Source organism: Wolbachia endosymbiont of Spodoptera picta, from assembly GCF_018141665.1.
Taxonomy (GTDB): Bacteria; Pseudomonadota; Alphaproteobacteria; order Rickettsiales; family Anaplasmataceae; genus Wolbachia.
In genome coordinates, this window is the sequence record NZ_CP067976.1 from 599498 (window position 1) to 624967 (window position 25470).

Consider the following 25470-nt stretch of genomic DNA (forward strand, 5'->3'; position numbering starts at 1 on the left):
TTCCACTACAACAAACTTTAAAAGCATCACATTTTACATTACAATAAATTTTTGTTTCTTGTTAGATAGATGAAATTCACATTATCTTGGTTATTAGAGTACTTAGAAACCAATGCCAGTTTAGAAGAAATTACTGATAAGCTAACTCACATAGGATTGGAAGTAGAAGATGTGGTCAACAATACCAAATTGGCCGAGTTTGTTATTGCAAAAGTATTAGAAGTCACACCTCATCCAAATGCTGATAAATTAAAATTATGTAAAGTAAATGATGGAAGTAAAGTTCTGCAGATAATCTGCGGAGTAAAAAATGTTAAAGAAGGCATGAAGACTGTACTTGCACCTCTTGGTAGCACATTGCCAGAAAGCAACTTTACAATTAAGCCTAAAAAAATAAGAGGAGTGCTAAGTGAAGGGATGCTCTGCTCTGCTTTCGAACTTGCGTTGACTCAAAATGAAAGTGAAGGAATAATTGAGCTTTCTGACGATTATAAAGTAGGGGATAAATTTTTTAATTGCGATCCTGTAATTGATATAAATGTCACTCCAAATCGTGGAGATTGCCTAGGTGTTTATGGAATAGCACGTGATCTAGCAGCAACTGGAATTGGAACGTTAAAGACTTTAATCATTCCACAACTTACCTGCTCTATAAATTCACCAGTAAACGTCAAAGTTACCGACGGGGAGAGCTTTATTAGTGGAATATACATCACCAATGTAAAAAATAGAGAGAGCCCAAAATGGTTAAAAGATAAATTGGAATCTATAGGAATGCGCTCCATTTCTGCAATAGTTGATATTACTAATTACATCATGATATCCTTTAATCGCCCAATGCATGCATATAATGCAAAAAAAATAGAAGGAGAGCTCACAGTACGTAAAGCAAACGATGGAGAAAAATTTATTGGTTTAAATGATAAAGAATACTCATTAAATAAAGACATAAGTGTTATTTCTGATGATAAAAATGTTCATGCAATTGCTGGAATTATAGGTAGTAAGTACAGTGAATGCACTCTTGAGACTACTGATATTTTTTTAGAGTCTACTTGGTTTGATCCTATCTCTATCACTAAATCTTCAAGGCAACTAGGCATCTCCACAGACTCAAGTTACAGGTTTGCACGTTCAGTTGACCCTAGTTTTACCCTTGATGGACTCAATCTTGCAGCCCAGATGATTTTAGATTTATGTGGCGGAAAAGTGTCAAGCATAGTGTCTGCTGGCAATTTGAATAAGGCTGATACCAAGATAAATTTTGATTATCAGAATGCAAACAAACTTGGAAGTGTATCTGCATCACCTAATGAGGTATTCGATATTTTAACAAAGCTAGGGTTTAGTATCGATAAAAAAACCGAAGGTAATTGGAATATACAAGTACCAAGCTGGAGACCGGACGTAACCATACCTGCTGACTTAGTTGAAGAGGCAGTAAGAATATACGGCTATGATAAAATAAAGGAAGAGCAACTAGCAGAAGACGTTACAGTAGAAGAAGAGACACAAGATGATTTACGCATTTTAATGACAAGCAGAGGGTTTCATGAAGTGATAACTTGGTCTTTTATGAGTGAATCAATAGCTGAAAAGTTTGGTTACTTGAATAAATTATTTATTATCGACAACCCATTTAATAATGACTTTAACATAATGAGACCAAGCATCATACCAAATTTGTTAAAAGTTACTGCAGATAATACTGCCCATGGTACACCTGATTGTGCAATTTTTGAAATTGGGCCAATTTATAATGATGAAGCTCAGTCTAAGTATGTTTTAAGCGGAATCAGGTCAGGAAATAATCTACCACGAAACCATTATAACACTGACAGGAAAATAGATGTTTTTGACGCAAAGGCTGACCTCATAACAGCTTTGGAACTTTTTAATATCAATTGTGATAATTTAGCAATAAAGAGAGCAGAAAAAGAATATTATCACCCAGGAAAATCAGGCTCCTTATCTTTTAGAAGTAAAATAGTTGGTTATTTTGGAGAATTGCATCCGAGTATATTGGATTTTTTTAACATCAAACAAAAAATTGTAGGCTTTGAGTTGATATTAGAAAATATCGAAAATTTACCTATAAGTAGAAAAAAATTTGTCAATTATAAATATCAAAGTGTAAAACGCGATTTTGCGTTTATTGTAAATAAAGATATAGAAGCAGGTAGTATAATCAATATGGTGAAAAAAAGCTCAGAGCTCATCACAGAAGTTTTGATATTTGATGTATATCATGGAAACAATATAGAATCGAATAAGATGTCTATAGCATTTTCAGTTACTTTCTGCTCTCCAACTCACACTTTAACTGAAGAGGAAATCCAAAAAGAATCAAATATGATAGTCAACTTAGTGTGTAAAAATACTGAAGGAACTTTGAGAGCTCATTATTAAGCCGTAATCGCCGTTTCCTGATTTTGCTGTGTCACGTTTACTTCATCCAATTTATTTTCTATCTTGAATCCAATATCCTTGAAAAACCTATCCCACATTCCATGCAAATGCTCTTCTACTTTAGGCCAGACATCATTTTTAAATGTCGTTCCATCATCAGAAAATAAATTACCTAAAAAAACTCCAATTTCTTCATAACTTGATTGAAAATGTTGAAGAAATGTCTCTACTTCCTTATGAGTATCATGTGCCACACTCAATGCTTTCCCTTCTGTGCTATTATCTTTGTTTACAGTAGCTGACCATCCAATCACATTATAATTAAAACCAACTTTGAGAGAGTTCCAAATCCTCCACAAACCACTCTCATTATCTTTTGGTACATTATTTATTATAAGATTTGCTAATCTATCTACTAGAGGAGACAATAAATCTTGACAAAAGTGTTTGATATTATTTTTTATTTTAATAATAGGAGTTTTTATGCACTTTTCTGCCAAGTAGTACTCAAGTTCCGCTTCTTCTAATAACTTCTTAATTGCTTCTTCATCAAAAGTTTCATGCTCGAATGCTTTCAGTAAAGCATCTTCTATTATTGCAAATTTTATTTTTTCACGAGATTCTAGTTCTTCTCTATAATCATTTTTTGTTTTTTTATTTATCAACAATCCTTCTTTTTCTAATTCTAACTGTTTTAATGCTTTTAGAATTTCTTGGTTATTTTGCAAGTGCTTCTCTATTAATTTTGTACTTGGATGCTTTTCTCCTTTTCTCTTTCGCTCATCTTCTAAGTACTTATTTAAATCCTCACTTTCTTCTATTACTTCTCTTAACGATATAGGTTGATCTAAGCATTCTGCAATTTTCACTCGGTGCACATTAATCCTCTGTACTAAATCCGGCTCCTTTTCCTCTAACAGCTTACATGAATTCTCTATACCCTTTGCTTGACTTTTAAACAAATCTTGCGTTTTACGTTTCGTTATTTCTAAATACATCTTTGCTATAAAATCATTCACTTCATCTAAAGCTTCTTTTAAACTTTTCTTGCTAGAAGGATGTTTTATCTTCTTTTCTAAACTTTGAAACTGATCTATTAAGCTAAGCATGACTAATCGATCTAACTCACTCTTTGCTTTTTTCATTACTGATTTTATTAGCTTTTGCTCAACTTCTTGATCATTATACTCGAACTTAAAAAGATCCTCTGATTTCCTTTTTAAATCATCATTTATTGAGTTATTTCCCTCTTTATCATCATACATTTTTTCTAATTCTTGACGTACACTTTGATACCTTTCATGCCCTGCCTTTCTTAAATTCTCAATCTCTTTTTTAGCACTATTTAGGGCTGTTCCTGTTTCTTCATGATACTTCTCTTTATAAACATCAATGATTGTCCTCTTAGCTATTTTCCCTTCTTCTTTAAGCCGTTCCCATTCTGCTTTAAATACAGGAAATTCACTATCTTCTAAGATATCTGGTACTTTTGCTCCTGCTTCTCTCAGATCTTTTATTATCATCTCTTTCTCATTTGGTAATTCCTTACCTTGACTTTCTAATTTCTGTTTCACTAAAGTATTTTTTAGCTCATCCTCCAGTGAAAAATCTTCTCCCCGTCTATTTTGCTGAAACTTAATTGCTTGTATAAAAGCAACTTGATAAGCATTTTCTATTAAGTGAGTTGTCAACTTAGAATCTATGCTACTCACCACTTTCAGCCTGAATTCACTCAATAATTCCTTCAGTTTATCATGTGTAATATCTTTCTTTTTTAGCTTCATCAGCTCTTCCATAGTTCTTGCGCATTCTTGAATCGAAGTTGCAAGCACATTCTTGATTTCACTATGTAAGGGCTTAAGACCATTTTTTAAATTGATGTTAGTTGACAATTTCAGTACGATATTGCGCTCTGAATCCCGCGTTACACTAAACCACTGATTATTTTCATTATCGCATAAATCTCTAAGTAATTGTTTAAATTGCGGTGGAAACTTTATTTTCATATCATATGCAATGCTTGACTCAGAAACCTCCATTTCATGAAAAGATACCTCTATATTTTGGTGCTTATTAGAATACTGCCCCATAGTTATTTTAAGAGCAGTAACTAAAGAGTGAGGTAAATCTCTATTTAAAAGATAAAAAGTAGCCAAAGCAACTGTTGCAGGAATAACTAAGGCTGTTAGCACAGCCACATTAACAAAAATTGCTATTGCAGCAAGAACGCCATATGCCAGTCTTTTTGGTACACTTGCCTCACTCTTTTGTGTCTTATCTTCTCCTACACCTTCTTGTGTCTTACTGTTTATTCTCAATCTATTGTATATGACCAATCCCAGCGCAGTAAAAGCAATATAAGGAAGCATTAAAACTGACAGAGCTAAATTTAATACTTTCTTCTCTGGACAAGCTCTGTTTATTTCCTTAAATATTTCACTTGACATATTATACCAGGAAGTAAAAAACTCAGAATTATAATCTTTATAATGAAATATACTGAGTGGAACATTAAAAGCAGCTATTTGTTTAATTAACCAATCCTGCTTACTTACAGCATCAAAAAACTCTTCTTCCTCTTCTGAATTAGCAAGACCTAAATCATTCCCTTCTTCTACATTAGAAACATCTTCCATAGCATCAAAAAACTCCTCTTCTTCTTCCGAAGTAACATCGGAAGTAGATTTTACTTCACCTGAACCATCACTGTTGTTATTTAAATCAATAACTTCTCTATGACCATCTGCAACAACTTGATTCATATCACCACCCTACTTAAAGTAATTTAAGTATAGCATAAACATTACTAACTTTGCAACTTTATTAACTTAATACCAACTGTCAAACCTTGGTATTCCTTAGAATAGAAATCGGCCTCGATCTCTTTATTAGTGTCCAAAGATAAGGCAAGGGTCTGCTCTTTTATATACTCATCCCACCTGTTTATTGCCTCTTTAACTTTCTCATCTTCTGCTTTGATTATTACTCTGATTCTATCTGATATATAAAAATCAGCCTGTTTTCTAGTTTCTTGAATAAGCCTCACAATATCTCTTGCCAGCCCTTCTAGAATTAGTTCATTATTTAATTCAGTATTTAGAATAACAACTCCTTTGTTATTATCAAACACAGCAGAATATTCACTGTTTGCTTTTAATAATAGTTCATATTCACCTTTTTCCATAGTATAGCTCTCTGTTTCATCCCCCAGAAATATTTGCTCATTCTCAACTTGCTTCCACTTTCCTTCCTTAACGTATTGAACTAGTTTCTTGATTTTGTCTGGAACTTTTCTTCCAAGCACAGGAAAATTTAATTTTAACTCTAGTGATGCAACCTCTTTCAATTCACTTACTATTTCTAGTTCTTTTACATTCACCTCATCTCTTACCATCTCTTGATATTCATCTTCAAGAAAATTGCAGGAAGACTTATGATAAATAGTCATGCTACCAAGTGGCTGCCTTATACGTATGTTAAACATGTTTCTAATAGAGAGTGCAGCATTACATATTTCCCTTACCAAATCCATATTGGCAATGAGTTCACTATTATATCTATCTAATTGTGGAAAATCAGCCAAATGAACAGATGTTTCTTTATACTTCAGCCCCTGCCATATAGTCTCTGTTATAAGTGGCAACAAAGGAGCTGCAGCCCGTAGTATGTAATAAAAAACTGTGTACAGAACATTATAAGCGTCGGTTTTATCTTGATCTAAGTCACTTTTCCAAAAACGCTCGCGACTGCGACGAATATACCAATTATTTAGCACTTCAAAAAAATCTGTCAAGATTTTGCAAGCTTCCTGAGAGTTATAGTTGTTCATAGAAGCTCGCATACCTTCCACAGCTTCAAAACATTTTGAAATCATGTAGCAATCAATAGTATTCTGATAATCCCTACAAATCTCAGCTTTAATTCCATCTGCATTTGCATACATAGTAAAAAAGTGATAACTGTTCCAAATAGGTTTTATTACGTTTTTCAGAACATCACGCACTAAATTTCCTTCTTTGTCGAGTAGTAAATTACCACCGCAGACAATGGAACCAGACAGCATAAGAAAACGCAGCGCATCAGAACCATATTTGTCAAACACTTCCATTGGGTCCGCATAATTATTCAGACGTTTGGATAATTTCTGCCCTTTCACATCAAGAACCACACCGTGGCATATGCAGTTCTTAAATGGCTCACTGTCAAATAAAGCAGTGGAAAGCACAAAAAGCGTATAGAACCATCCTCTTGTTTGTGCTATATATTCAGTGATAAAATCCGCAGGGAAATTTTTCTCGAACCATTCTTTATTTTCAAACGGATAGTGAACTTGCGCGAACGGCATCGAGCCAGACTCAAACCAACAATCAAACACATCAGGCACACGACGCATAACTGATTTTCCTGTTGGATCATCAGGATTTGGTCTCGTCAAAGTATCGATAAACGGTCTGTGCAAGTCATCTATCTTAACATTAAAGTCTCGCTCTAGTTCTGCTATTGAGCCATACACATCCACTCTTGGATATTTTGCATCGTCTGATTTCCACACAGGAATTGGAGTACCCCAGAATCGATTGCGTGAAATAGACCAGTCGTGCGCTCCTTCAAGCCATTTTCCAAATTGACCATCTCTTATATGATTTGGCATCCAATTAACTCTCTTATTTAGCTCTGTCATTCTTCCCTTAAATTTTGTCACAGCAACATACCAAGAAGGCATAGTGCGGTAGATTAAAGGAGTGTCAGTTCTCCAGCAGTGTGGATAATTGTGAATATATTGCTCAGTTTTAAACCAGCTCCCCTGCCTTTTTAATTTCTTGATTACTGTATCATTGGCATCAAAAACATGAACTCCTGCCAAATCTGAAACTTCAGTAGTAAATTTTCCAGCGTTATCAACTGGACAAACAGCTCGAATATCATGGCTTTGGCAAAGGTAAAAATCTTCTTCACCAAATCCAGGAGCAGTATGCACAACACCAGTACCATCTTCTGCTGTAACATAATCGGCAATGAAAACACGGAACGCATTCTTTGTATCTTTAAAGTAATCAAACAGTGGTCTATAAGGAAGACCTGCAAGATCACTTGCTTTAAGTTTTATATTACAGTTTTCATATTGAATATTGCTTTGTTCACAGTGGCTGACAAATTTCTCTAAATAACTTTCAGCAAAGATGCAAACTTCACCATTTACTAACACCATACAATACTCAATATCCTCCCCTACTGCCAGTGCGAGGTTGCTTGGCAACGTCCAAGGGGTTGTAGTCCAAGCAAGCAACTTACATTTTTGTTTAAATTGCTTTGGGTTTTCTAAAAGTTCAAACGCAACAGTTATAGCCTTGCTAGCTTTTTCTCTATAAGCATTATCTAGTCTTGTTTCAAAATTAGAGAGTGGAGTTTCGCACGCCCAGCTATAGGGAACAACGCGTATTGATTCATACACCAGACCTTTATCATAAAGCTGCTTAAATGCCCACATGACCGACTCCATGAATGACTTATCCATAGTCTTATAGTCATTGTGAAAATCTACCCATCTTGCTTGTCTATTTACATATTTCTCCCATTCTGATGAAAATTTCATCACAGAAGTACGGCAATGATTATTGAATTTTTCAATGCCAAACTTCTCTATCTCAGTTCTACCAGATATTCCAAGTTCCTTTTCTGCACCCATCTCAGCTGGTAAGCCATGGCAATCCCAACCAAATCTACGTTCAACCCTTTTTTGCAGCATAGTTTGATATCTTGCAAATGCATCTTTTATAAAACCAGTAAGCAAGTGTCCGTAATGCGGAAGTCCATTTGCAAACGGAGGCCCATCATAAAATACAAAACAATGACCCTTGGAACGTTTCTTGACTGACTGCTCAAAAATTTTATTTTCCTGCCAAAATTTTATGATTTCCTTTTCTAGCAATGAAAAATCAGGACTGCTGCTTGTATCAGGATAATACTTCATATTCATTTTAACTGGATAAAATCAAAGAATATAGAGCTTTCTGGAAAATTACAAATTCAAAAACTCTGTTTCTATAAACATAGATAGGTATTGACATCATTATACAACATATTAATTCATTAGACTTATTTATTGAGGTTGAAGATGAATAAAGACAATAGAAGTTGGCCTTATCATAAATTTCATGATGCTAACAAAAATAATAGTAAAAGTAGCTTTATTTGGAAATCGCTTTCTTATGAATACAACAATTCTGGAGAGATTGAGAGAATACGCTATCAGTGGGAAAAGAAAAAAAATCCCGCGAATCTATTATATCAAGTCTCATATGATTGCGTAACAGAGAGCTGTAGTCCTTTAAGGATTAAATCTAGATAGCTTATAAACTTATAAAACACACAAAGTACTTCTACATGAGACCATGGGAGCACTTTTCTCTAATTAGGCAGCGCATCCCAACAAACTATTTTGCCGAGCTTCCAATATCCTTACATTTACTATTTTATCTTTGTATTTATCGTCAGGATCATCAACGCATACTGATTGCATGTATGGGCTTTTACCAATAATTTGATTTTGGTGTTTACCTTTTTTATCACTGAATAGAACAGGAATAGTTTTTCCTATCATACTCTGATTAAATTCAAGTTGTTGCTTGCTAATTAATTCCTGTAACCGAAGAAGACGCTCTGTTTTAACCTCTTCTGGTACTTGATCTTTTCTTTCCGCCCCTGGCGTTCCTGGCCTTGGGCTATATTTAAAACTATAAGCCTGAGCGTACTTTACTTTTTCTACTAACTTCATAGTTTCCTCAAAATCTTTTTCAGTTTCTCCAGGAAAACCAACAATAAAATCAGAAGAAAATTCGATTTCAGGTTTCAATTTGCGAAATCTGTCTATTATTTCCAAATACTCCTCTGCAGTGTGTTTCCTGTTCATTGCATGCAATATTTTATTCGAACCTGACTGCACAGGTAGGTGAACAAACGGCATGAGTTTTGGCTCTTCCGCATGCACCAAGTAGAGAGATTCGTGCATATCTCTTGGATGAGAAGTTGTGTAGCGGATTCTTTCTAGGTTTTCAATTTTAGCAATGTGACTAATTAATTTTCCTAAATCCCAGACCTCTTCTTCGCACTCTCCATGATAAGCATTAACATTTTGACCGAGCAAATTGATTTCCCTTGCCCCATTTGCAACTAACTTCAATATTTCACGGAATATTTCATTTACTGGTCGTGAATACTCAGCCCCGCGAGTGTAAGGCACCACACAAAACGTACAAAATTTATCACAACCTTCTTGTATGGCAAGAAACGCAGAAGACCCCTGGCTATTGCCATAACATTCATCCGGCAATTTATCAAACTTTGCAACTTCAAGAAAGTCAGTATTTATTATATGACCTTTACTTCTACTTGCTTTGACTATCAATTCCGGTAAAGCAGCGATACTCTGTGGACCAACAACAATATCAACAAAAGGAGCTCTTTTGAATACCTCTTCCCCTTCTGCTTGCGCTACACATCCAGCCACTACTATGGTCCTTTCTTTTCTTGACGAATGAATTCTTCCAAGCTCTGAATAAAGCTTTTCTGCTGCCTTTTCTCTAATATGACAAGTATTCAATATCACCAAATCAGCTTGTTCTACATCACTAACAACGTTGAATCCTAGAGGCTTAACTATATTCTCCATTAAAATGGAGTCATAAACGTTCATCTGACAGCCGTAAGTTTTAATGTATAGGCCTTTCATATTTAAAATTCTTCACACAAATTCTAGCAAATTATACGAAAAACTGAATTCTAGTACAACAGCCAATAAAGATTGCTTGACAAACCTTCTCGCTTTCCTTACCCTAACAGTAGAGGTATTTTAAGAGCTCAAAAATCTATCTCCGTCTGCAGGCTTTTCAGTCAATTTCTCAATAAAAAGTGTAGCGTATCTTCTTCAGTGTATACTGTAGTATGTGCGCTGTATTTTTTTTCTAATCTTTCAGGGGGATTTTATGTCCAGAATTCCAGATACTTGACCTTTATTCTTAAGCTAAAAACCGATTGGTACCTATGGTTTTTATAAAGAAAGTGCAAAAAATACTTTAAAGAATATGAAATAAAGGTAGAAAAGGTTTGAGTAACCAAAAACTGTTTCCAGGCATAAATTTGCGATGCATACTTAAAAAGTAATTACATTAATATAATGTTCACACTTATATGCCAATATAGATATAATACTAATTAAAGAGCATGTTATGCAAGAAGAAGTATTAGATTTTACAGATGCTCTTTGTCAAAATAAATGTGATTCCTTTCGAGTGACACTCTCTTATATCCTTCTTTAGGTTATACAGAAGTCTAACACAATTATAGAACAAGCTTAAAAGTTCTGGTAAAGTAGTTTTATTTATAAAGAGCATGCTACTTGATATTGAAAAACGCAGCATAACAAATGCACTGTGGAAGTTACAAGAAGCAGATCAAAGGGAGATTTTTACTCTTATACAGAGATTTGAGTTGCCAGAAATATTAGCAAGAATATTAGTTGTTCGTGGTGTTAACATAGAAAATGCACATGACTTCTTACACCCACTAATCAGATCGCTATTACCAGATCCCTTTCACCTCCTTGATATGGATAAAGCTGTTTCTCACATAATAAAAGCAATAAACAATAATGAGAATATTGCAATATTTGGTGATTACGATGTTGATGGTGCAACGTCATCAGCATTGATTAATAGATACCTAAGAGCGATTGGGACACACTCTATAATCTATATTCCAGATCGTGTTGATGAGGGCTATGGATTGAACACAGATGCTTTATTACAACTTAAAAAGAATGGTATTGATTTATGTATTTCTGTTGATTGCGGTACGCTTGCATATCAACCAATAGAAGAGGCAAGGGTTTTTGGACTTGATATTATAGTTATCGATCATCACCTTGGTATAGAAAAATTACCAAGTGCTGTAGCAGTTGTTAATCCCAACCGCCTTGATGAGAGCTCTCCTTATAATAACTTAGCAGCAGTTGGAGTGTCATTTCTGCTAATTGTTGCTCTTAACAGAAGCCTACGTGAGCAAGGATTTTTTACCAACAAAAAAGAACCAGATTTATTTGATCTACTGGATTTGGTTGCTCTTGGAACTGTTTGCGATGTTATGCAGATTACAGGCCTAAATAGGGCTTTTGTTTTACAAGGATTAAAAGTTATGTCAGCAAGAAAAAATGTTGGCTTACGTGTTTTGTTTGACGCTTTGGGAATCCTTGAAAAACCAAGTGTTTCACGATTAGGGTTTAGTATTGGGCCATGTATAAATGCCGGAGGAAGAATTGGAGAAGCATCGCTCGGTGCAAGGTTGCTTTCCACTGATGATGAAGAAAAGGCGCATTCAATCGCGCTAAAACTAATAGATTTGAATAATGCAAGAAAAATGCTAGAAAATGAGGCTATTTTGGAAGCTACAACACAAGCGGAAAATTTTGCCCACTTAGGTGTAAATTTTATAATGGTAAGTGGTAATTGGCACCAGGGAATAATTGGTATCATTGCATCAAGACTAAAAGAGCAGTTTCACTTACCAACGATAGTGATATCTTTAAACAATGGAATAGGAAAAGCAAGCTGTAGGTCAATTTCTGGAGTAGATATTGGTGCTGCGGTTCTTTCTGCAAAATTTACCAACCTAATCATTGAAGGTGGTGGTCACAGTATGGCAGCAGGATTTTCGATTGAAGAAGATAAAATAAGTGATCTACATGATTTTTTTACTGAAAGATTTGCAAACTCTACAAATGACAAAATCATAAAAGCCGATGGCATAGTAACAGCTAAAGCAATAAACTTATCCCTTTGGAATCAATTGCAACGCTTAGAGCCATTTGGTGTTGGCAATCCTGAACCGAGATTCATCATTCAAGGAGCAAAGATAAGAAAGCCGGAAGTTATAGGAGTTGACCATATAAAATGTTTTATTGCTGACGATAATGTTATGGTCAAAGCTATTGCGTTTCGCTGTGCAAATACTGAGCTTGGCTCTGCTATTATGCAGGGTAATGTTAAAGCCATTTTGGGTAAAATCTCTATGAATTACTGGAATGGCAATGAATTTATACAATTTATGATAGAAGATGTCTTAACCATTAGTTAAGTTACTATTTTACAATAATTACCTATCAATCTCACCAAAGACTATGTCGAGTGAACCGATAATTGCTGCAATGTCAGCAAGCATGTGTCCTTTTGCCATGAAATCTAAGGCCTGTAAATGCGCAAAGCCAGGTGCTCTTATTCGACATCTATAAGGTCTATTGGTACCATCTGAAACTATATATACTCCAAACTCACCTTTTGGCGCTTCAACAGCTACGTAAGCCTCACCCTCTGGCACGTGATATCCTTCTGAATAAAGCTTAAAATGATGAATCATAGCTTCCATGGATTCTTTCATTTCCGCTCTTGGCGGTGGAGAAATTTTTCTATCTTCAGTTTTTATTGGCCCTTCAGGTATCTTCTCTATGCATTGCTTCACCAAGCTGATAGATTGCCTAATCTCCGCCATTCTTACTAAATAACGGTCATAACAGTCACCATTTTGACCGATTGGTATATCAAAATCTAACTGATCATATATCTCATATGGCTGGCTTTTTCGCAAGTCCCAAGCAAGTCCAGCAGCACGGAGCATTGGTCCAGTAAAGCCCCAATCAAGCGCCTGTTTTATTGATATTTCACTAATTCCTACAGTGCGTTGCTTCCATATCCTATTTTCTGTTAGAAGCTCATCAACATCATCTATATACCTTGGAAATTGCTCTATAAATTTTGCAATATCTTCAATCAAACCTTCTGGGATATCTGCTGCAAGTCCACCTGGCCTTATATAAGCTGCGTGAAATCTTGCACCTGAGGCCCTTTCATAGAACTCGAGTATTTTTTCTCTCTCTTCAAAGAGCCATAAAAGAGGAGTCATCGCCCCAACATCAAGTGCTTGGGAAGAGATATTTAGTAAATGATTTAGTATTCTTGTCAGCTCACAAAATAGAACACGCAAATATTTTGCCCTAATCGGAACTTCGCACTGCAATAATTTTTCTACACATAACGAATATGCATGCTCTTGTGACATTGGTGACACATAATCAAGGCGGTCAAAATAAGGCAGAGCTTGAAGATACGTTTTATGTTCTATTAACTTCTCAGTGCCGCGATGCAAAAGTCCAATGTGGGGATCTGCCCTCTCGATCACTTCACCATCCATTTCTAAAACAAGACGTAGCACCCCATGTGCAGCTGGGTGCTGAGGGCCAAAGTTTAGCATCATTGTCTTTAGATCTGGCATGTTTGGAAGTTTAAGATATTAAAATTGTATAGGGTAAAATGTGCTTAAAGTCAATAGGCTTCTTGTACAAGCTATAACTCATCGTTACAATAGAAAAACTCTCAAAAACTTCACCACTTCTTCATGATCTGATAGACAATGTTTATGTGTCACATACAATTATTGCACTTATGTTGATCAAGGCAGCGAAATTATGTATAGATAATTTTGATTGAGAAATAGTTTTTCTACTATATAAATTCTACTTTAGAGTAATCAAAATTAATGAAAAACAATAAATATAGTTTAGGCTTAAGGATCATTCATTGGTTAATGTCTGCTCTTATTATTGGTATGCTTTATTCTGGACTGTACATGAAAAGTTTGCCGATTAGCAGTGAAATTAAATTCAGCATATACGCTATTCATAAGGCTTGTGGTATCACCGTTTTTGGATTAATTATAGTACGTATATTTTTTCGTGTCTTTACTTATGTTCCTCAATTACCGGCAAGTTTTTCTCGGTTCGTAATTAATGCGAGCAAAACGATACACTTTGGTTTGTATTTTTTGATGGTGCTAATGCCATTATCTGGTTATGTCATGTCTTCTGCTTCTAGTAAAGAGATCAAATATTTTGTTCATATCCCTTTGTTAATCAATGAAAACAAAGAGCTAGCTAGTGCAGCTAATCAGCTACATTCGATGCTTGCATATCTTATGATAGTCTTTATAACCTTGCATATACTTGGTGCTTTAAAACACACATTTATAGATAAACAAAACATTTTTAAACGTATGATATAGGCTATATGTTGAGCAACCTTTGGAAGAAAGGAACGAATTTTCTCGGTAGTGAGTTTGCAGTAATGGGTGGTGCTATGAGCTGGGTTTCAGAGAGAAATTTAGTTTCAGCAATCTCAAATGCCGGTGGTTTTGGTGTAATTGCATGTGGTGCAATGTTTCCAGACTTACTGAAAAAAGAAATCATAGAGACACAGAAATTAACTCATAAGCCATTTGGTGTCAATCTAATTACTATGCACCCAAATTTGAGTGAGTTAATAGATATATGCATTGAAACAAAAGTAAGCCATGTAGTTCTTGCTGGCGGATTACCAACAAAACCTAATATAGCAAAAATCAAGAATGCAGGCATTAAAGTTATGTGCTTTGCACCAGCATTAAGCCTTGCGAAAAGGTTAGTAAACATGGGAGTAGATGCGTTAATAATAGAAGGTATGGAAGCAGGAGGACATATCGGTCCTGTTAGCACTTCTGTTCTCGCACAAGAGATATTACCTCATTTTAAAAATGAGAAAACACCGGTGTTTGTTGCAGGTGGAATAGGAAGAGGCGAAATGATAGTGAACTACCTAGAAATGGGAGCAAGTGGCTGTCAAATAGGTACATTATTTGTCTGCACGAATGAGTCAATCGCTCACAAAAATTTTAAAGAAGTATTCATCAAATCAGCTGCACGTAATGCTGTATCTTCTGTGCAGATTAGTGCTGATTTCCCTGTAATTCCAGTAAGAGCTATAGCCAACAAAGCAAGTGATGATTTTATGAAGCATCAAAGAGACATTATCGATAAATATCAAAATGGAGAAATCTCAAAAGAAGAGGGGCAACTTGAAATAGAAAAGTTCTGGGCTGGAGCTTTAAGAAGAGCAGTAATTGATGGAGATGTTGAAACAGGATCTTTAATGGCTGGTCAAAGTGTTGTCATGGTTGATAGAGAAAAGCCTGTAAAAGAAGTAATAGATATACTAGTTCAACAGGCAAGCAATTATGTTGAAATGTAAAATCAGTAATCAGCAAAGAAAATAGTTAGCAAATTGCTATAATTATCTGCAATAAGGCATAACTGCCCAGTTTTAATGTAAAATTAACGCTAAAGAGGTATTCATACATTTTGTTATGTATGGAGAAATGTTATGCTAAGTCGTTTTGCAAAACATCAGAAGAGTAAAGAAGATATTAATCAACAATTGTACAATGCTATATACAAAAAGGTCACAAAAAAAACACATAATAATGAAAGTCCAAAAAAGGGAGATGGAACTATCGCAAAATGCATAGAGTTGTTCAACAAAGGAGCTGCTCCCAACGTATTAATTGAATTAGAAAAGTCATTGAGAAAACAAGAAAAATATTATAATTATTACACCGAGAAATTTCTTCCAGAATTGGAAAAAGAAGTAATGGGATCAGAAGTCGGACTTCCAGTATTTAAGAATGAAATAGAACAATCACAAGGATCACCAACAAGAAGAGGAAAAATATTAGGAATAATTTCAAGGATTACTAATAAAAGTAGTGACAAAAATCATTCTAGTAGCGTTATTCAAAATCAAAAAGATAGACAAGGTAATGCTATGGAACTATTTAACAAACAAAGTCTTTCTGGTGAAGTTGAAATTCCCAAAAATTCAGGTATTAATCCTCTGGAAAAGGATTCTTTAGCTAAGGGTGTAAGTGGAAAAGGAACCCCTGGAATATATAATCCCTTGAGAAGTTCAGGTTGTTATGGTGTTTTAACAACTCCTACATCAGAACAATTGCAAGCAAGAGGTCCTGTAGAAGTGCCAAGCGGTGCAAATACTTCTAAACTCAGTAGTAGTAGTGATTTAGATAGTGGAATAAATTCATCTAGCTTGGCATCAAGTAGCAGAAGGAACAGCTTAACTTCAGTAACAAGCATTTCATCTGAGGAAAGTGTACACTTAAAATTAAACCCTGCTGAGGAAGATAATAGTTTGCAACTAGAAGATGAAGGAAAAACAAAATTAGCACATCCGAACAAAACAAGGCCCAAAGGCCCAAGCGGCAGAATATCCCCTTCTAAACATTATAAGAAGACTGAAGAAGGGCCTCATTGTGTGATCTCAGTGACAGGCAGTAAGGTAAAAGATACAATGCAATCCAATAATTATAAAAATAGTAGTAAAAACAAAAATCTTCACGTCGCACTTGTAACAAGTTCTGCTCTCTTAGCAATAGGGTGCATTGTTGCAGGAGCAATGACATCAGGATTAGTAGGAGCAGGACTGTTTGTGGTGGCTGCAGTGTTTGCTACAGCAGCTGCTGCTGAATTTTGTTCAAATATTCTGTCAAGTAAATTGACATCCATTAGTGTGAGTCCTCTTGTTGATAATAAAGAGCTAACACGGTGATAAAAGTTAAATATGAGTTACTTATGGTGAGCAAGTGAATTCGGTTCTTGCCTATTGATGTAAAAATTGTTACATTTGAGGAGTATCTTAAAGGTATTTAGCTGATGCATATTCAATTGGGTAGAGTTTTTGCTATTGTAGCCCTGTTAAGTTTTATCTTCATGTCATGTTCTAGCAAAGCAAGTGATGAATTGAAAAATATACCAGGAACGTTGAAAGAACTTATTTCTTCATTTTCAGTTAAAGATACTGTAGAAAATATGAGTCCCTCAACAATTATAGGTTTATGTATAGCTACAGTGATACTTGCAGTAGTGTTCAGAGGCCTAATTCTTTTCATGATAATATTTGGCGTACTGATCATGATGTTTGGAAGCACAGAAAAGGCAACAGATTACCTGAAAGAAAAATTCAACTTTGCAAAGGACATACAGTTACAATCCAATAACAAAAAAGAAGATAAGGATTAAGTAAGATAGATGATTCTTTATTATCTTTTTATTGAATACGCATGATATTATATGCAACCAAAAGTACCAGCCACTAGCTCTAATTCTGAAAAAAAGAACAATTTAGCGTTACTAGAAAGTATTAATTTAGATTTTATCCCTTATGCTTGCCAATACGATGAAGAAACTATACTAACAAAACAGGGGGAATTATTAAAAATAATCAAATTAGAAGACTATTCTTCAGTTGATAACTATGGTGATCTTAGAACTGAAATTAGAAAAAGTATATCAAAAAATATCAAGAGTTTATATTTTACCGTTTGGATTCACACTGTCCGTAAGCGCAATAAACTGAGCTTACAGTGGAATAAAACTGCAGACTTTTCCGATCAGCTACACTCAACGTGGTTTAATAAACTAGTTGATAGTAAACTACAGTATATAAATGAATTGTACATTGTGGTGTTACTTAGTGATTTTGGCAAACATATTAATAATGCATTTTTTTTTGGCGGGATAAAGAATAGGCACAAGTTATTTTTACAAAAAAATCATCAAGAATTACAAAAAATAACTGACCTGATTCAAAAAGATTTAGAACCTTTTGGAGCTAAAAAACTGGGCCTTAGGTCTAGTGAAGGCAAAATATATTCTCAAATGATGGAATTTCTCCATTACATTATTACATTAACGCACAAAGATTATCCAATATGTGAAAGGGATCTATCGCAGCATGTTAAAAATTTAAAAGTAGCTTTTGGTTTCAATAAATTTCAAACATCGTTTGAAGGTCAACAGAAGTTTGGTTCTATTTTTTGCATAAAGGAATATCGAGAAATCCCCTTAGAAAATATAGATAGGTGTTTGCAACTTGACTCTGAGCTTATCATCACAGAAATAATAATATTTACTAGTAATAATAAAGTAGTAAAAGAATTTAAAAAACAAATTAATATACTGCAAATCAGTGAGGACAATACCTTACTTCAAAACTCAGGAATAAATGAAATAATAGAGCTTGAAAAAATTTCTGCTATGGATTTTTGTCAACAGAAAATTATTGTTACAATCTTTGCAGATGATAAGAATAGGTTAGCTAAAAATATCAGCGATTTATCCTCTGTAATGTCGTTAATCGGGTTGATGATGTTTAGAACTGATCTGCACATGGAAAATCATTTTTGGGCACAGCTTCCTGGAAACTTTGCTTTTGTTACACAACCAAAAAATATATTAGAAAAATATGCTTGCAGCTTTGCTATGTTGCATGATTTTACATCAGGTACGTTAAAAGGAGGAAGATGGAAAGAAGCAGTAACAGTTTTTTTTTCAAAAAAAGGCAGTCCTTACTTTTTTAACTTTCATGGAAAGAAAAATAATGGTCATACCACAATACTTGGAGCTCCAAATTCAGGTAGAACCTCACTGATCAATTTCTTACTTTCGGAATCAAGAAAATTTAACCCTAGGATTGTTATATTGGATAATACTGGAAAATCAATAATATTTACTAAAGCAGTAAGCGGTCAATATTACATAATTGATCCAAAATATAAAGATAAAAGTCTAAAATTCAACCCACTGAACATTGAAAATAGTGCTTCTAATCGCAATATGCTTGTTGAATTGATCAAAAGGATGGTTGCAGATGCAAGTTTGGTAGACGTAGAAGAAAAGACAAAAAAAATTGTAGATTCTATATTTGCTATACCAAGAGAATCGCGATCTATTTCTCAAATTTCTGAAGTGCTTTTACTTCTTGGGGGTAAAATAAGTAAATGGTGTGGTGATGGTGAATTTGCTTACTTATTCCAAGATGGTGATGAGTCAGACATTGACTGGGGAACAAAAACTATATCCCTCAATACTGCAAATCTCACTAAGCAAAAAGAATGTATGTCCGTGATACTTTACTATTTCTTATACTCTTTCGAAGCAAAATGTGATGGCTCACCTGCAATACTTGTTTTGGATGAAGCATGGGAGATAAGTAATATTTTTCCTACAGAGGGAGAGTTTGACGACTGGATGCAAAGAATGACAAAGTTAAATGTTGTAGTAATTCTAAGTACTGAAAACTTAAACCTAGCATTTGCTAGCAAGTTTACTCAATATTTAGATAAGCATGTCGATACGAGAATCCTGATGCCGAACATAAATGCAAACAGGTTATACATGAAAGCATTTTCTCTGTCGAAAGAGGAACTGAATGTCATTTTGCAAACACCAACACAGGAAGGTTTATTTTTGATAAAGCAATACAAAGGTTTAGTAACTTTAAATCTAGATTTGAAGAATATGAAAGAAATACATGTACTTTCAGCTAATAAAGAGACTATAAAGTATATGTATGAAGCAATAAAGGAAAAAGGCGAAAAAGTGAGTAAGTGGTTACCGGCGTTCTATGAAAAATGTAAAGCTTAATTTTTTATTGATATTCTCCTTGATATTTTGTCTTTCTTATCAAGGATATGCTGATTGTCCAACATTTGTAAAAAGTAATACTGAAATTGAAGCTACAGGAAGTAAAGCAGGAAAAGGTATTGCGAATTTTTTTAAAGGCAAGTGGAGCGATTTAGATTTTGACGAAAAATTATTGCAATTTATTAAAGTTACAGCAGTAAATAATCAGGGACCAGAAGGTTACTTCGATCCAAAGATTAAGGTCTGCGATTACGAAGGGAACGACAACTGTTATATATTATCCAGTGGAACATTCTGCCGCCAGATATATGGAACGCAGAGTACAGGAGCTGGAGTTTCTGCAGCAGCTTTTATCGATTGGGAAGGAGATAAAACAAAAGCTGGAGGAGAAATTGCCCAAGGTCTTGGATGGGAATGGGCAGATGGTGTTACTGATGAAGAAAAAGTAAAATTTGCTAATGCCCCTAAAATATGCGCTTGTAGTCAAAAGGGGGCTTGTATGTCAGGAATTTATTCATGGGGCTCTAGAGTATTTTCTGGGGAAAATATTTTTCGTCCTGGAGAGATGGAAAAAGCTTGTGATACATGCTATCAAACAAAAGTAAAGTGTGCCCCTGTGCAACTTGCACCTGGCCCACCTGCATTTTGTGAACAACTTGCGATGTCACCACCACAAGTTAAAATTGTTCCTATAACAAATGAAGAAAATGATTATTTCCATCCAAGAGTTGGAGTCATTATTGGTAAGCTGAAAGAAAGAAGGGAGATATATGTTCCATCTGCTGTTTCAAATCACAAGAATATTCCAAGTTGGGCATATACTATTCCAGATAAAGATACTATCCATTATTTCAAAACCTATAGAAAGAAAGATCAGCTCTGCGCTGAATATTATGGCACTGAAAAAGAAGAATCAAAAAGAAAATTACAATTTCCTGCCCGTTGTTTTCCATCACCAACTGCTCCAAAGCCTGAGGAAATAAAGGTAGTAAATGAAAATACGCTAGAGGTAAAAATGAAGATGGATGAGAGAGTTTGTACTGAGAGGGCACGTGGAACTCACAATAATGGAGTCTGTACTTTTAATGTTAATGCTGACACCAGTCGCTCTATAGAAGTCGGCCCTCTATTCTTAAAAGTAGTAAAGCCGGCAATAGTAGAAAAAACAACTGGTACCGGTAACATAAAAAGCGATATCGATAACATAATAGAAGGTATATTAAAAAATAATTCGCAATTTGAAGTTCTAGAAAAATATGGGTATGTTCCCGATATCGAAGCAGAATGTAAAGAGTTTCAGGGAAATAAGTGCAAACTGGATAATTTAGGATATCCTAAAATAGAAGTAAAATATAAAGAAAATCCTAAAAGCAAAATGCTATGCCTTTCTGGTTGGCAGCCAGAACCGGAGGAATTCGTTCTTGAAAAAGGAAGTGAGCTAATATCACTGAAGTCAATGAGAGCAAGCTATGCTAAACACAATACTGTTTACTCGAAAGAATCAAATCAATCTTATTATTTTCCTTGCAAAAAAGGGGAAATTATTGAATTAGTTGATGTTTTAGCAAAGCCACAAGATGCACTAGATGAAATAATATTCAATAAGAAAGGATATATTTCTATTCCTGAAGAAAATAAGCCTAGAGATAATTGCATGGCAAAAGAGGATAAAGAGGTAGATACAAAACAAAATTGTGACAAATGCAAAATAGTATATGAGTTAACAGATGGAAAGTATGAAGAAAAAAACTGTAATCACGGTGATGATGGTTGCCTATGCTTTGATGGAGTGTGTAGTCGCTCAACACAGCATGTGAACAAGGACAACAAGCCTTTTTACTTAAGAGTTTCACAGGATGAAAATGGAGTTGTAAAGAAGTTAGATCATCCAATTAAAGCAAATAGAACAGAAGTCTTTTTTGCTGATAAATTATGCAGATTCGATTTAGATGGTTTAAAAAAGAGATTGCGTGAAATAATAATAGCACAATTGAAACATAAGAAGCAGATTATTGAAGACAGGGATCAAAAACTTTATGAGCTTGGAGATGGCTATACAGATGATCTGTCAATGTATGATTACGTTGAAATAGAAGCATGGGGAGGTGGTGAAGCTGGTCATATAGCTGATAAAGCTCAGTCTACAGAAAATAGACCAGGAATGCCAGGTGATTACATTAAAGCTAAACTGAGAGTCAACCCTAGTTATCCATATATTAAAGTAAAAGTAACAGGAGGAGGTGGTGGACAAGAAAATGATAAATCTAACAAGGATGGGGGACCTACTTTAGTAAAAATGTGCAGAGACCTTTCAGAAACAATTTGTAAAGATTTAATTACTGTTGCAGGTGGAGGTACATACAGAACCTATGGGGGAAAGAATTACAAAGATACAATAATTCATGAACAAAGTTTAAAATTAAAAGAAGAAATTAAGAAAGGGGACAAGCTAAACTCTAGTAAAGATAATAAAATAGCATATATAGAAAATGGTGAGATTGGGTATAAAGATGTAACAAAATGTAGTAAAAACTACGTGAATAAAACATATGGTGCTGGTGGTTGTATCAACGAAAACAGCAAAAGTTATAGCAAGGGCGCTCCTGGTTATGTGAAAATTAAACCTATATTTGATGAAATTAATAAAGAAAGAGTAAAAAAAATAGATGATGCTATTGAAAAAATGATACAAAATCCAGATGACATCACAGGTATTGATGATTCCTTAATAAATAAACTTGATAAAAAGATTATTGATACAATTAAAGAAGAAATTAGAAAAGAATTGTTAGGTCTATAGTCAAAGAACCCTGATGGTTGCAAATGGGGTAAAGTTGAATTTACATCACTGAGAGTATCTGTTCAGATGCATGTGAAACCAGTTGTTTCTTTTTTTGTATCTCAGTTCTCATAATGTCATCCCAGTGCATAATGCACAGCTGTACAGAACATTGAAGATGTCATTCCAGTGCGTGACACTGGAATCCATGTAAATTTAACTGGACGCCAATGTCACAAACTAGTTTTCCCATCTATCTTATTTTGCTACTCTGCTGAACAGATACGTCAATTTCATCTACTGATGAGCTAGGTCTGCTGTCCTTTATATGTTGTACCAAAAGCTCCATAATTTTTTTTTGCTCATAAAATTGCTGAAATGAATATATTCCATTCGAGCCAACTAACACGAAGAATCCTCCTTGTACATTTGGAGGATTATCATGCCAGCTAATGTTTCTTACGTATTCAGCAGCTTGTAAGGAAGTATCTCCTGAAAGGTTTTTAATATTAGGATCAGCACCTTTTTCTAGCAGTAATCTTGCCATTTTTTCATTACCTTTCATAGCTGCTATATGTAGAGGTGTATTGCCAAGCTGATTGCCAATATTGACATTCACCCCTCCTACACTAAGTAATAATTGAGCTACCTCGTCATGGCCATTATTAATAGCTACACACAAAGGATTCATACTGGTATCACAGCCATTGACTTTAGCACCATTATCAAGAAGCAACTTAACTACTGCTGCATGCCCATTCTGAGCAGCTAGATACAAGGGTGTGACATTATTTTTTTTATCTACTATGTTAACATCAGCATTTTTTGTGCTAATTAATAGTTCAACTATTTCAGTATGTCCGTTCTGAGAGGCTAAGTACAGAGCTGTTATACCAAATTCATTGTCTTTAGCATCAATCTTAATTTCTTGAGTATTAAGTAACACCTTTACAACTTCTACAAGTCCATTTTGAGCAGCAATATGTAAAGGTGTCTTACCATCAGTACAGTCTTTTATATTGGGATCAGCTCCCGCTTTAATTAACTCCTCTACTATAGCTTTGCTTTTAGCTACAACAGCAAAGTGTAAAACTGTACTGCCTTTAGTAGTTCTTGCATGAATATTAGCTTCTTTACTGATTAGTAACTTTACTACGTCTAAATGTCCTGAATAAACAGCAAAATGCAAGGCTGTAAATCCTTTTTTATCCTTGATATTGATATCAGTTTTTACATTAAGTAATAACCTAACTTCATTTATGTTACCGTTATAAGCGGCTTGATGTAATAGAATATTTTCAACCGGAAGCGATTGAGTGCTGAACATATTTACCTCTATATAATAGTATGCCTAGTGGTACTACATCAAAACAAGGAACATTCAAGAAAAATTTTTGCATCTGGCAATCTATTTTCTCTATTCTAATATATACAAACTCTTTAAACCCACCTTGTAATCAGGATAAACTAGAGAGACACCAAGATCTTTTTTAATTTTAGTATTGCTTACTTTTTTTGACCCTAAATAAAAACCCCGTGCGTAATTTGGTACGGAAGAAATCTCAACTGGCTCTGGAGGGCTAATATTGAGAAGCTCGGCTGCATACGTGACCACTTCAGATTGCGTAGCAGGTAAATCATCTGCACAATTGTATATCTCATAAGGCTTTATATTTTGCATGGAAGAAAATAAAATATTCGATATATCTTCAACATGAACACGAGAAAAAATTTTTTTCACATTTCTTGCTTTGCCAAGCTGCAGGTCAATTAGCGCATTTCTACCAGGACCATATATCCCAGCCAAACGAAAAATATGTACAGGCAATTTGCTACTTAGCCACTTCTTTTCAGACTCAAGGCGCTTTTCTCCTCTAATTTCTATAGGCTTTGTTTCAGATTCCTCATTCACCCAATTACCACAGTGGTCACCATAAACATTAGTTGCAGACAGATAACCAAGCCATTTAATATTCTCCAGACAATGACCGTATCTCTCCATAACATCATCGCCGTCTGGAGGAATAGAAACTAAAACATGCGTTACGCTTTTAAGCAGATCTTGATCAACCTTTTCATAATCAAAAAGTTGTATATCTTTATTTCTTGATGTACCGTTAACTTTCCAGCCTAAGTTTAACAATTTTTTCGATAGAAATTTAGCTACATATCCGTAACCAAAGCAAAACAAGTGCATGGAAATTAATTTCCAAAATTCTTCTTGATAAACTCAACCCCTAACCTTATTCCTTCTTCATTAATAATATGGCCTAATCCATGAATTGGGTATCCTTGAGCGTTTACTCCATTTTCTTTCAGAGCTTTAACCGCTAAATCAAGGGAAGAAAAAGGTACCACATCATCAGCGTCACCATGAATAACACATATGCTGGGTTTTGATTTGATCTCCGGTGCAATTTTTGAAGGTGAAAGAAACCTACCAGAATATGCAACAACCGATGCACAAGACTGAAGCCGGGTAAGAGCTACATGCATTGCAAGCATTGCCCCTTGAGAAAATCCAACTAAAGAAAGCTGAGTATCTTTTAAATTAAGCTCCTTTAATTTTGTACCAATAAAATGATTTACAATTGATGCAGCATTTTTCACCCCATTATATAGTGCTTCCTCACTACGATCCTCTAAACTAAACCACTGATAACCATCACCTATTTCTCTTTCAAATGGAGCATTGGGAACTACTAAATATGAATCAGGCAAAAACTTGCTCATAACTTTAGCAAGATGCATGAGATTATCGCCACTTGAGCCCCAACCATGAAAAAAAATAATCAAATTTTTCTTATTTTCATTTGGGCAAATTTCTTGGCTTTGTAGTTTAATCATCTCTTTTGTGTTTATGTTTTTTTGTAAAACTGACTCATGCATCAATATTAAACAAAATTCTATAAAATTCAAGAATTTCCAC

The 25470-nt window shown here is 34.7% G+C and carries 16 protein-coding genes; 9 read left to right on the top strand and 7 right to left on the bottom strand.

Annotated features, from left to right (window positions below):
- Nucleotides 1–69: 69 nt before the first annotated feature.
- The gene (gene pheT, locus JKF54_RS02560) at nt 70–2409 is read left to right on the top strand and encodes a phenylalanine--tRNA ligase subunit beta (RefSeq protein WP_211908589.1); all 2340 of its coding nucleotides are present in this window, start codon (nt 70–72) and stop codon (nt 2407–2409) included.
- Here pheT and JKF54_RS02565 read toward each other — a convergent pair.
- Both JKF54_RS02565 and ileS read right to left on the bottom strand, forming a co-directional pair.
- Nucleotides 2406–5171, bottom strand: coding sequence for a coiled-coil domain-containing protein (locus JKF54_RS02565; RefSeq protein WP_211908591.1), 2766 nt, complete (start codon nt 5169–5171; stop codon nt 2406–2408). The genes pheT and JKF54_RS02565 overlap by 4 nt on opposite strands.
- A gap of 44 nt (nt 5172–5215) precedes the next feature.
- On the bottom strand, nt 5216–8386 hold the full coding sequence (ileS, locus tag JKF54_RS02570; RefSeq protein ID WP_211908593.1) for an isoleucine--tRNA ligase: 3171 nt from the start codon (nt 8384–8386) through the stop codon (nt 5216–5218).
- A gap of 138 nt (nt 8387–8524) precedes the next feature.
- Here ileS and JKF54_RS02575 point away from each other — a divergent pair, with 138 nt between their 5' ends.
- Nucleotides 8525–8758 carry a hypothetical protein gene (locus JKF54_RS02575; RefSeq protein WP_246433244.1) on the top strand — a complete coding sequence of 78 codons (234 nt, stop codon included), beginning with the start codon at nt 8525–8527 and terminating at the stop codon, nt 8756–8758.
- A 63-nt stretch (nt 8759–8821) separates the two neighbouring features.
- On the opposite strand, the gene miaB is transcribed toward JKF54_RS02575, so the two are convergent.
- A complete protein-coding gene (gene miaB / locus JKF54_RS02580) occupies nt 8822–10138 on the bottom strand; it encodes a tRNA (N6-isopentenyl adenosine(37)-C2)-methylthiotransferase MiaB (protein WP_211908595.1) in 1317 nt (438 codons plus the stop codon).
- A gap of 659 nt (nt 10139–10797) precedes the next feature.
- Here miaB and recJ point away from each other — a divergent pair.
- On the top strand, nt 10798–12537 hold the full coding sequence (gene recJ, locus JKF54_RS02585) for a single-stranded-DNA-specific exonuclease RecJ (protein WP_211908597.1): 1740 nt from the start codon (nt 10798–10800) through the stop codon (nt 12535–12537).
- Between the two features lie 18 nt (nt 12538–12555).
- Here recJ and JKF54_RS02590 read toward each other — a convergent pair whose 3' ends face one another.
- Complete coding sequence (locus tag JKF54_RS02590) at nt 12556–13728, bottom strand: NADH-quinone oxidoreductase subunit D (protein WP_211908599.1); 1173 nt, start codon at nt 13726–13728, stop codon at nt 12556–12558.
- A 264-nt stretch (nt 13729–13992) separates the two neighbouring features.
- Between JKF54_RS02590 and JKF54_RS02595 the strand changes: the two genes are divergently transcribed.
- The 6 genes from JKF54_RS02595 (at nt 13993) to JKF54_RS02620 (ending at nt 22562) form a co-directional block, all read left to right on the top strand.
- On the top strand, nt 13993–14514 hold the full coding sequence (locus JKF54_RS02595; protein WP_211908601.1) for a cytochrome b: 522 nt from the start codon (nt 13993–13995) through the stop codon (nt 14512–14514).
- Between the two features lie 5 nt (nt 14515–14519).
- Nucleotides 14520–15515: an NAD(P)H-dependent flavin oxidoreductase gene (locus JKF54_RS02600; RefSeq protein WP_211908603.1), complete on the top strand. Its 996-nt coding sequence runs from the start codon at nt 14520–14522 to the stop codon at nt 15513–15515.
- A 132-nt stretch (nt 15516–15647) separates the two neighbouring features.
- Nucleotides 15648–16886, top strand: coding sequence for a DUF350 domain-containing protein (locus JKF54_RS02605; protein ID WP_211908605.1), 1239 nt, complete (start codon nt 15648–15650; stop codon nt 16884–16886).
- A gap of 104 nt (nt 16887–16990) precedes the next feature.
- A complete protein-coding gene (locus JKF54_RS02610) occupies nt 16991–17356 on the top strand; it encodes a hypothetical protein (protein WP_211908607.1) in 366 nt (121 codons plus the stop codon).
- A 51-nt stretch (nt 17357–17407) separates the two neighbouring features.
- Nucleotides 17408–19762, top strand: coding sequence for a VirB4 family type IV secretion/conjugal transfer ATPase (locus JKF54_RS02615; RefSeq protein ID WP_211908609.1), 2355 nt, complete (start codon nt 17408–17410; stop codon nt 19760–19762).
- The gene (locus JKF54_RS02620) at nt 19743–22562 is read left to right on the top strand and encodes a hypothetical protein (protein ID WP_211908611.1); all 2820 of its coding nucleotides are present in this window, start codon (nt 19743–19745) and stop codon (nt 22560–22562) included. The genes JKF54_RS02615 and JKF54_RS02620 overlap by 20 nt, the downstream gene beginning before the upstream one ends.
- A 232-nt stretch (nt 22563–22794) precedes the next feature.
- Here JKF54_RS02620 and JKF54_RS02625 read toward each other — a convergent pair whose 3' ends face one another.
- The 3 genes from JKF54_RS02625 to JKF54_RS02635 form a co-directional block, all read right to left on the bottom strand.
- The gene (locus JKF54_RS02625) at nt 22795–23868 is read right to left on the bottom strand and encodes an ankyrin repeat domain-containing protein (protein ID WP_211908612.1); all 1074 of its coding nucleotides are present in this window, start codon (nt 23866–23868) and stop codon (nt 22795–22797) included.
- 90 nt (nt 23869–23958) lie between these two features.
- Nucleotides 23959–24738: an SDR family oxidoreductase gene (locus tag JKF54_RS02630; protein WP_007302062.1), complete on the bottom strand. Its 780-nt coding sequence runs from the start codon at nt 24736–24738 to the stop codon at nt 23959–23961.
- Between the two features lie 5 nt (nt 24739–24743).
- Nucleotides 24744–25388, bottom strand: coding sequence for an alpha/beta hydrolase (locus JKF54_RS02635; RefSeq protein WP_211908729.1), 645 nt, complete (start codon nt 25386–25388; stop codon nt 24744–24746).
- Nucleotides 25389–25470: the final 82 nt, after the last annotated feature.

What these genes read in the sequence shown, in the direction of transcription:
- JKF54_RS02630 (WP_007302062.1), bottom strand. Translation starts at nt 24,738, where the DNA reads ATGCACTTGTTTTGCTTTGGTTACGGATATGTAGCTAAATTTCTATCG.
- JKF54_RS02565 (WP_211908591.1), bottom strand. Translation starts at nt 5,171, where the DNA reads ATGAATCAAGTTGTTGCAGATGGTCATAGAGAAGTTATTGATTTAAAT.
- pheT (WP_211908589.1), top strand. Translation starts at nt 70, where the DNA reads ATGAAATTCACATTATCTTGGTTATTAGAGTACTTAGAAACCAATGCC.
- JKF54_RS02625 (WP_211908612.1), bottom strand. Translation starts at nt 23,868, where the DNA reads ATGTTCAGCACTCAATCGCTTCCGGTTGAAAATATTCTATTACATCAA.
- JKF54_RS02605 (WP_211908605.1), top strand. Translation starts at nt 15,648, where the DNA reads ATGCTAAGTCGTTTTGCAAAACATCAGAAGAGTAAAGAAGATATTAAT.
- JKF54_RS02600 (WP_211908603.1), top strand. Translation starts at nt 14,520, where the DNA reads ATGTTGAGCAACCTTTGGAAGAAAGGAACGAATTTTCTCGGTAGTGAG.
- miaB (WP_211908595.1), bottom strand. Translation starts at nt 10,138, where the DNA reads ATGAAAGGCCTATACATTAAAACTTACGGCTGTCAGATGAACGTTTAT.
- JKF54_RS02595 (WP_211908601.1), top strand. Translation starts at nt 13,993, where the DNA reads ATGAAAAACAATAAATATAGTTTAGGCTTAAGGATCATTCATTGGTTA.
- JKF54_RS02590 (WP_211908599.1), bottom strand. Translation starts at nt 13,728, where the DNA reads ATGCCAGATCTAAAGACAATGATGCTAAACTTTGGCCCTCAGCACCCA.
- JKF54_RS02575 (WP_246433244.1), top strand. Translation starts at nt 8,525, where the DNA reads ATGAATAAAGACAATAGAAGTTGGCCTTATCATAAATTTCATGATGCT.
- JKF54_RS02620 (WP_211908611.1), top strand. Translation starts at nt 19,743, where the DNA reads ATGAAAAATGTAAAGCTTAATTTTTTATTGATATTCTCCTTGATATTT.
- recJ (WP_211908597.1), top strand. Translation starts at nt 10,798, where the DNA reads ATGCTACTTGATATTGAAAAACGCAGCATAACAAATGCACTGTGGAAG.
- JKF54_RS02610 (WP_211908607.1), top strand. Translation starts at nt 16,991, where the DNA reads ATGCATATTCAATTGGGTAGAGTTTTTGCTATTGTAGCCCTGTTAAGT.
- JKF54_RS02615 (WP_211908609.1), top strand. Translation starts at nt 17,408, where the DNA reads ATGCAACCAAAAGTACCAGCCACTAGCTCTAATTCTGAAAAAAAGAAC.
- JKF54_RS02635 (WP_211908729.1), bottom strand. Translation starts at nt 25,388, where the DNA reads ATGATTAAACTACAAAGCCAAGAAATTTGCCCAAATGAAAATAAGAAA.
- ileS (WP_211908593.1), bottom strand. Translation starts at nt 8,386, where the DNA reads ATGAATATGAAGTATTATCCTGATACAAGCAGCAGTCCTGATTTTTCA.